General features: G+C 61.0%; 7 protein-coding genes. 3 read left to right on the top strand and 4 right to left on the bottom strand.

The window, feature by feature from the left end; translation table 11 throughout:
- On the bottom strand, positions 1–2,423 hold a 2,423-nt coding region (locus HMPREF3011_RS10300), incomplete at its 3' end, for a multicopper oxidase domain-containing protein (protein WP_168168158.1).
- A gap of 164 nt (positions 2,424–2,587) precedes the next feature.
- A complete protein-coding gene (locus HMPREF3011_RS10295) occupies positions 2,588–3,115 on the bottom strand; it encodes an HPP family protein (protein WP_070841500.1) in 528 nt (175 codons plus the stop codon).
- Between the two features lie 76 nt (positions 3,116–3,191).
- Here HMPREF3011_RS10295 and HMPREF3011_RS10290 point away from each other — a divergent pair, with 76 nt between their 5' ends.
- Positions 3,192–3,485 (top strand): RNA-binding S4 domain-containing protein, encoded by a 294-nt coding sequence (locus HMPREF3011_RS10290; RefSeq protein ID WP_005510922.1) that lies wholly within the window; start codon positions 3,192–3,194, stop codon positions 3,483–3,485.
- Between the two features lie 3 nt (positions 3,486–3,488).
- Positions 3,489–4,370, top strand: coding sequence for a glyoxalase/bleomycin resistance/extradiol dioxygenase family protein (locus tag HMPREF3011_RS10285; RefSeq protein WP_070841499.1), 882 nt, complete (start codon positions 3,489–3,491; stop codon positions 4,368–4,370).
- A 249-nt stretch (positions 4,371–4,619) separates the two neighbouring features.
- On the opposite strand, the gene HMPREF3011_RS10280 is transcribed toward HMPREF3011_RS10285, so the two are convergent.
- Together HMPREF3011_RS10280 and HMPREF3011_RS10275 are read right to left on the bottom strand one after the other, a co-directional pair.
- Positions 4,620–5,804 (bottom strand): isocitrate/isopropylmalate family dehydrogenase, encoded by a 1,185-nt coding sequence (locus tag HMPREF3011_RS10280; protein ID WP_070841498.1) that lies wholly within the window; start codon positions 5,802–5,804, stop codon positions 4,620–4,622.
- 44 nt (positions 5,805–5,848) lie between these two features.
- Positions 5,849–6,397, bottom strand: a complete 549-nt coding sequence (locus tag HMPREF3011_RS10275; protein ID WP_070431867.1) for a neocarzinostatin apoprotein domain-containing protein — start codon at positions 6,395–6,397, stop codon at positions 5,849–5,851.
- 203 nt (positions 6,398–6,600) lie between these two features.
- On the opposite strand from HMPREF3011_RS10275, the gene HMPREF3011_RS10270 reads away from it, so the two are divergent.
- A complete protein-coding gene (locus HMPREF3011_RS10270; protein WP_070841497.1) occupies positions 6,601–7,686 on the top strand; it encodes a heme/hemin ABC transporter substrate-binding protein in 1,086 nt (361 codons plus the stop codon).
- Positions 7,687–7,692: the final 6 nt, after the last annotated feature.

The raw sequence follows: 7,692 nt of genomic DNA, 5'->3' as shown, positions 1-7,692 counted from the left end.
CCGCCCACGCCGTCGTCAAGCAAAAGCGCGCCCTCCTTGTACACGCGGTGGAACTGCGTGCCGACGATGTGGAAGCTCGTGCCCTTGTTTGGACCTGCGGCAAGTACCCAGAAACGTACCGTCTCACCTGCGCGAATACGAATTGGGTGGGTGAGATACTGGTCGGGGTAGCCGTTGAACTTGTAGATATCGGGGTCCTCGGCCATGGTCTTGTCGGCATCGAGGCCGTCCTCGCCCCAGTAGCTTTCCGACTGCACCAGAAGAACTTCGTGGTCGACTTCGGTGAGATTCGGTGGGTCGATAATGACAGCACCGTGCATGCCGGCAGCGATGTGCATGGACATGGGCATGGTTGCGCAGTGGTACATCCAGATACCCGCCCGGTCAGCACGGAAGCGGTACTCAAGCTGTTCACCAGGGGCAATGTCGCGCATAGGTTCATCCGGTGCAACGATGCCCGCGTGGAAGTCGATGGAGTGACTCATCGTGCCGTCGTTAATGAGCGTGACGACGAACTCGTCGCCCACCTTGCCGCGCAGAGTTGGCCCCAGCGGTTTGCCGTTGAATACCCAATGCTGCTGCTCGACTCCAGGGGCAGCGTAGCCGGTGAACTCGCTGGCTCTCAGGGTGACGTGGTGAACCGTGGCGTCCTCGGCGGGTTCTAATAGCGGGTTGATGGTGGGGGAATCCGGGCCGGGTTGCTCGCCGACATTCCCGAGCGCACCGGGAGTGGCATGGTCAGCGTGGCTGCCACGTCCGGTGTGGTGTGAATGATCAGTGCTACCTGTATTGACCGTGAGCGTCATACCCATCTGGCGGTGACCAGCAATGGTGCACCAGTCGTCAATGTCACCGGGAACAACCGGCACTTCAATGGTGGCGGAGTTGCCAGGGGCGACACGTCCGGTGTCCTCGCCGGTGGCCAAGCGCAGATCGTGGACCTGGGAATCAGCGTTGACCATGGTGATGACCAGTCGGTCGCCGGGGTTTGCCTCTATAACGTTCGGGGTATAGGTCATATCGTTGGCGGTAACCGTGACCTCGACGGTTTCTCCGGTGGGCGCAACATCGCTGGTGGTTTCAATGCTTCCCGTACCGCCACCGCTCAGCGCAACACCAATAGTCACTACCAGGCCCAATACAGCCAGAGCGGCGGTAGTTTGAGCACCGAGTCGACGTGCAGTTGCGTGCAGTTCGATCGGCTTCGGCGTTGCTTCTTTGTTGGCCCGTGCCTTCTGACTTTCTTTCAGCGCACCAATCTGAGCCTTCGCGGCACGGCCGACAAGTGGCAGATAGGACACCAAGGCAAGGGAGACCATTGCGGAGACCGCTACTTTGGTCCAGGACGGCAGCGGCATTAGCCACAGTGCCAGACCAATATTGATGGTCGACCAGCGGAATGCTCCCGCGCGGTCAAGTTCCTTCATACCGGCGGAGACTGGACCAGCACCTCCGCCGATGGTAGCGGGCAAGAGTTGGCTCATCATGCCGATAAGCAATTGTGCGCCGAAACCGATTACCAGCGGCAGCGTAAGGGATGAGATTACGAAGCTGCCGTCAAGCGCCTTGACTGTGGCAACTGTGAGTGTGCCGATCAGCCAGACGGCCGCAGCCGCAACAGACAGCGCTGGGTAGCTGAGGCGGTCGCGGGGGTCTTTAGCGACAGTCATGACGTTGTGCGCCCACGGAATGGCGGCTATGACCCAGCCGATAGTGATGATGCCAAGGCCGACGGAGGCGAACCAGTTGAAGCTGGTCAGTGCACCGATTGTGGTAGTCGCGATACCTATGAGCTGTACTACTAGTGCCAGCTTCGGGCGGGAATGTGGCGACATCTGGGTTCGCCACAGCGCTGGGAACATGGTGATGAGCGTGCCGCAGGCCGCGAGCCCGAGGAAGCCAATGAGGTTGATGGCTTCATGTGCCAGTAGGAGGTCGTCGTGAAGCGCTTCGCCCTTCGGAGATGCGAGGATGGCGCCGAGCGCGGCGCCGATCGGCAGTAGGCATGCCGACGCGACGTAGTACGCAACGGAGATGGCGAATGGTCGATTGCGCTTCGCTACCAGGTCGCGTCCGAGGGAAATCGCATGCCATGCGACGGCGACGCCGACGACCGCCGCGCCGGCCGTGGTCACTGGCCACCAATCACCCAGCTTGCCGACGACCGTTGTGCCAACACCTACGTTGAGCAGGTAAATGTTTGCTAACTGAATGTGCCGATTGCCATCGGGCACATCGATTTTCAGTAGTTTCTCGGTGAAGTGGCGGCCCCAGATAAGGATGGAGTTGGTGACGGCGCCGAGAGTAAAGAGGTGCACCAATAGCCAACGGCCATCGGTGACAAATGGGTGGACTAATGCGGCCACAATGATGGCAGCGAACCACCAGCGCACCGGCATACCGGCCTTGCGATGCCAGGACATGCGGCGCTTTGACTTCGGCTTGTTTGGTGGTTGGGGCGCGGAAGATTGAGCGTTGGGTTTGGAGCCTGGGGTCGAGTGTGGTGTGGAGTGCGACGACATACATCTATATTACGCATATAAAATGCGTAATAATTATGATGAGCTTAGTGAGCCCCCGAATCCGCCTACCACCAGTACGTCGGATAGCGAAGGCCGCGCAGCCGGTTGGCGAGGATTCCCAGCGCCACGATCATGATTGAAGAGGCGAAAACGAAGCCAAGGAGGCGGAAGTCGTTGCCGATGTCGGGGCCGTGCGGCATCAGTGCGGTGACAATCGCGGTAGCGGTCGCTGGGGAGTGAGCTGCCCGAGCGATGAGCATAAGTGCGAATGCGATACCGGCGGCGATTGCCGCGGTGATGATGGAGACGCCAAAAAGTCGCGAGATTAGGATGCCAGTTATGCAGCCGATCAGGTGTCCAACCACGACATTTCGTGGCTGTGCCAAAGGCAAGTTCGGCGCACCGGCGATGAGTGCCATGGCGGCCCCAATAGGGGGCAAAAACAGCAGGTCGGAAATGGAGTTTGAGATGAGCGCCAAGGTCATAAGCGGCAAACTCACAGCCACTGAAGCGGCGACAATATGACGCAGCGGCGGGCGGGGGGGCGCTTCGCTGGGGATCCGGGGCCACTTCGGAGACCGTGAATTAGACATGAGAACGATGTTAGGGTGTGCTGCCTCATCTCCGTAGCGGTTCGAGATTATTACCGGGTATGACACACTTAAGGGCATGGAGCCTATCGATGTCGCAATCCGGGATGAGTCCATCCGTCTCGGGCAATTCCTGAAGTTGGCAAACCTGGTGGAAACGGGCGGTCTGGCCAAGGAACTCATTGCTGAGGGCCAGGTCAGCGTGAACGGTGAGGTCGACACTCGTCGTGGCAAGGTGCTGCGTCCAGGTGATGTCGTCTCTGTTGCCGGTATGTCTGCACGTGTGGCCACTGCCGATGAAGTCGACGATGACTACTTTGATGAGGCCACCGCCGATGATGACTTTGATCCTGAAAAGTGGAGGAACCTGTAACTCATGCCCGCATTTCCCGCCGAATTTGGCATGCCCCTGCGCGTAGATCTGCTCTCCGCCGCACCGCGTAAGACCGAGCGCTTCTACCGCGGCGTTCTCGGATGGGCTTATCGCAATACCGCGCCAATCCATGAGGATGCCCGCGAGGCTTCCGCTGGTCGCCGCGTTGCCATGCTGTCCGGAATGCCGGTGTCGGTGCTGCTTGAGGCCGATAAGGACGCTGAGGATGCCTTCGTCAACCAGTGGCGCGTGAACTTCCATGTCGACTCCGCCGCTGGTGCCGTCGAGAAGGCGCGCGAGCTCGGTGCTGAAGTCTTCCAGGAACCGACTCCGCTTGTCGACGGATCCACGATGGCCGTCGTTTCCGACCCCGCCGGTGGCCTCATTGGGCTGCTGGAACAGCCGGGTGAGCAGGCCTTCATTGCAGCGGGCGAGCCCGGCACCCCGGTGTGGTTCGAACTGGTCGCAGGGCCGGAGGAGACCTTTGAGCAGGTCGCGGACTTCTACCACAATTTCTTTGGCTGGGAAATTGCAGTGCGCAACAAGAACGAGCACGGCGCTTTCGCAGTCGCGATGGAAGACGGGGCACCATTTGCAGGCTTGGTAGCCAGCTCGGTTGCCGCACAGACCGATGCGGCCGATAAGAGCTTCGTTGGCTGGCTAGCGTACCTCGGCGTGGAGAACATCGACACCGCTGTCGCTAAGGCTGAGGAACTGGGCGGTTCCGTGCTCGTCGCCCCGCAGGCCACCGAGTTCGGTCCGCTGGCAACCGTGCAGGACCCGTGTGGTGCGGCAGTTGTGCTCTGCGAGGTGCCGCTGCCGCCGGAGGAGGACATCCGCGAGTCCGACCCGCTGGAAGGCATTGACCTCAGCCAGTTCCAGTAGGGGCTCAGAGTTCTTCGTCGTCGTCCTCGGGGGCCCGTTTCCCGGTGTAGTTAACGTGTAAAGGATCGTCTTCGTTAGTGATCTCACGTAAAGGCACAGCTCGCGCAGCACTATATCTGTTTCTACTCATATTTCTTGGCCCTCCCCCTATGAGTAATCCCAGTCATCGGCGCTCTCCTTATCAGCGGAGGGTCAACGGCTGGGATTGATAGCAACCACTTTAATTACGCTTCGTAATCGAGTCAATGCCTACAACCCCAGCTCCGCCCGCACTGCAGTCACAAACTGGCTGGTAGTCGCGGTGCCGCCAAGGTCCAGCGTCGGCGCGGTACGTGTGGCGGCGTAGACGGCCTGGCGCAGCTTGGCTGCGGGCGCAAGCTCTGAGGCCGGTGCCCCAAGATGTTCCGCGCACATTGCCGCTGAGAGCAAAAACGCAGCCGGGTTAGCAACGCCGCGACCCGCAATGTCAGGTGCCGAACCGTGTACCGGCTCGAAAACTGCAAAGTCGTCGCCCACATTCGCCGACGCCGCCAGCCCCAGCCCGCCAATCAGCCCAGCGCCGATGTCACTGAGGATGTCGCCGATTAGGTTCTCCGCGATGATGACATCAAAGCGCGCCGGGTCGGTTACCAGCTGCATTGCCACGGCATCCGCATTGGCAAAATCGAATGTGACCTGCGGATACTCCTCCGCCACCTGCTCAACCGCCCCGCGGATCACACGCGCAGAGTCCCGCAGGATATTCGGCTTGTCCGCCACCGTCACCGTCGGCGTGGCCTCCGAATCGGGGTTTGCCGCCTGCCGCGCGAGAGCCAACTTGGCCGCCGCTTGCGCAAGGCGGTGCCACGCAAAGGACGTCGTTACGCGCAAAGAAACCGCAACTTCGCCACGCTTATCGACGGCGCGAGCCACCGTCGAGTCCTCCGCCACCTCTGCCCACAGGTGGTGGTGCGGGGAGTCGGCCGGGGCGTCGTGAGGCGGAAGGAGATAGTCGTGACTGTAGAGGCCCTCGGTGTTTTCGCGGACGATGGTGAAGTCGGCAGCCGCGCCCGGCAGGGAGACCGGGCGGAGGTTGGCGAAAAGATCGAGGCGCTGGCGCAGCTGGAGAATAGGGGAGCGGTAGGTCAGGCCAGTGCCGCGCAGGTGTGGTGCCAGTTCATTCTCGGCCTCACGGGCAGGTTTGGAGGTAATCGCCGCGAGGAGAGCGGCATCGCTGCGCTCTAGTGTCTCCCAGGTCTCCTGCGGGACGGGATTGCCGTGCGCGCACCATTGTGACCAGCCAATTTGCGCCTCCGTCAGTTCCCAGTGGGGGAAAACGTCGGTGATGAGTCCTCGGCAGGCATCGGTGATTTCGGGGCCGATGCCATCGCCGGGTAGGAGTGTGATGCGGCGCGGTGCCGCCTCTTTGGCAGTCGCAGGCTGGTCGGTTTCCATGGCTCTTAGCCTAGGTCTGCGACGCCTGCGCGTGTGTGGTTTGGCTATTTTGCGAAAGTAACCGGGATTTCGGTGATGTCCTCGAAGCCCTCGCTGTGGTCGCCGAAGAGCTTCAGTACGCACTCCTGCTGAGTACAGTCCACGGCCTCACCGGTGGGGACGACGCTGAGCTCGAAGTGCGCAGTGTTGTCATCGGCGATGGTGGTGGTGCCACCGGACTTCTTGGTAATCCACTGCTGCGACTGGGTGCCGGCACTGCGGTCACCGGTGCAGTCCGGGACGGGGTTGCCTGGAGCCTTCTCTGCGGCGCAGAGTGCGGCGTAGTAGCCGTAGTCGGGGTCGAGGCCAGCGAGGTCGACGGTGATGACATCGCCCTCGGACAGGTCGTTGACCGGCTCGGCCTCCATGGTTACTTCACCGGCGGTGGCGTCGGTTTCTTGAGCCTCAGCCGAACTGGTGGTTTCCGAGGCGTTGGCAGCATCCTGCGCGGCACCGTCTGGGTCATCTGAGCCACAGGCGGCGAGAAGTGGAAGTGCGGCGACGGCCGGAATGGCCAGGAGAGCTGCGCGACGCTGGAGCGTACGGGTAGTCATAGGAGGTAACGTCCTTCCGAAAAACTGTTAGAAATTACTATCTTTTTTTAAGGATAGGCTAACCTAGAACCAAAAGATAGCCTAAGATTCTTTGGGTGAGTAGAGCAAAGTCCTTTCTAAGCTCTTTGTTACTAGTGTTAGTCGTTATTTAGTCATTCTTTTGTCGTCTATCTCCGTGCAGCGTCAGCTCACAGAGGGGGAATATGTTCACCGTGCCTGCCTGTCGCGTTCGCAGCCTTGCCGGGACACTGCTGAGTGTTGTCCTGGTCGCAGGACTAGTCGCCTGTGGTTCCGATGATGCCGCGCCGCAGGGGGCGTCGTCGTCAAGCGCTGGCGTGACGACGGTACCGCGCGCCGACAACATTTCCGCTCACGGCGCCGCGCATGCGAATCTACCTTCGGAAAACCCCGAGGTGCTGCTGAAGGACCCGAAACCGGCGGCGGACAAGGACTACCAGCGTATTCTCACGCTTGACCGGGCGGGAGCACTCAGTCGTTCGGTCTACGCGCTTGGCCTCGGAGACCGTCTGGTGGGGCGCGACGCCACCTCCGATTTCCCGGCGGTAAAGGATCTGCCGAACCTCACCATCGGCGGACATGCAGTCAATGCTGAGTCGGTGATGAAGCTAAAGCCGGAGCTCATCATCACCGATGGCTCGATTGGCCCCAGCCGCGTGTTCGACACGTTTGAAAAAGCGGGGATCACCGTCGTCCATGTGTCGGACGAGCGCACTCCCGAGACCATCAACACGCTTATCGACGAAGTTGCGGATGCCGTCGGCCTGGCTGACCAAGTTGGCCCGGTGAAGGAGCACCTGGATAAGGAGATGGCGGCTGCGACCGAGTACGCGCAGGCCAAGGCCGATGGCCGCAAGATGATGATTCTCTACGTGCGCGGAACCGGTGTGGCCATGATTGCGGGACCGGATTCTGGTGGGCGTTCCCTGATTACCCGTCTCGGCGGTGTTGATGCCGGTGAGGGCGTGGGTATTGAGGGTGCGTTCACGCCGATTACGCCAGAGTCGCTGATCGCTGCGGCCCCAGACACCATCCTGGTTATGTCTGGTGGCCTCGAGTCCGTTGGCGGGATCGAAGGCTTGAAGGAAATCCCAGGCATCGCGCAGACCCCGGCGGGCCAGAATGAATCCGTCGTGGACGTGCCGGATTCGCAGCTGCTGTCCTTTGACTCGCAGTCGCCGCGTGCGATCCGCGCCATCGCGGATGCTCTCTACGGTGGCGGTGCAGGTGATGGCGCTGGTGCGAGTGCCGATAACGCTGCGGGGAAGTGACTAGCT

It is taken from the genome of Corynebacterium sp. HMSC074C04, from assembly GCF_001838295.1.
GTDB classification, from domain to species: Bacteria; Actinomycetota; Actinomycetes; order Mycobacteriales; family Mycobacteriaceae; genus Corynebacterium; species Corynebacterium amycolatum.
The sequence above is the reverse complement of the archived record's forward strand: the minus strand, read 5'-3'. Positions and strand labels throughout refer to the sequence as shown.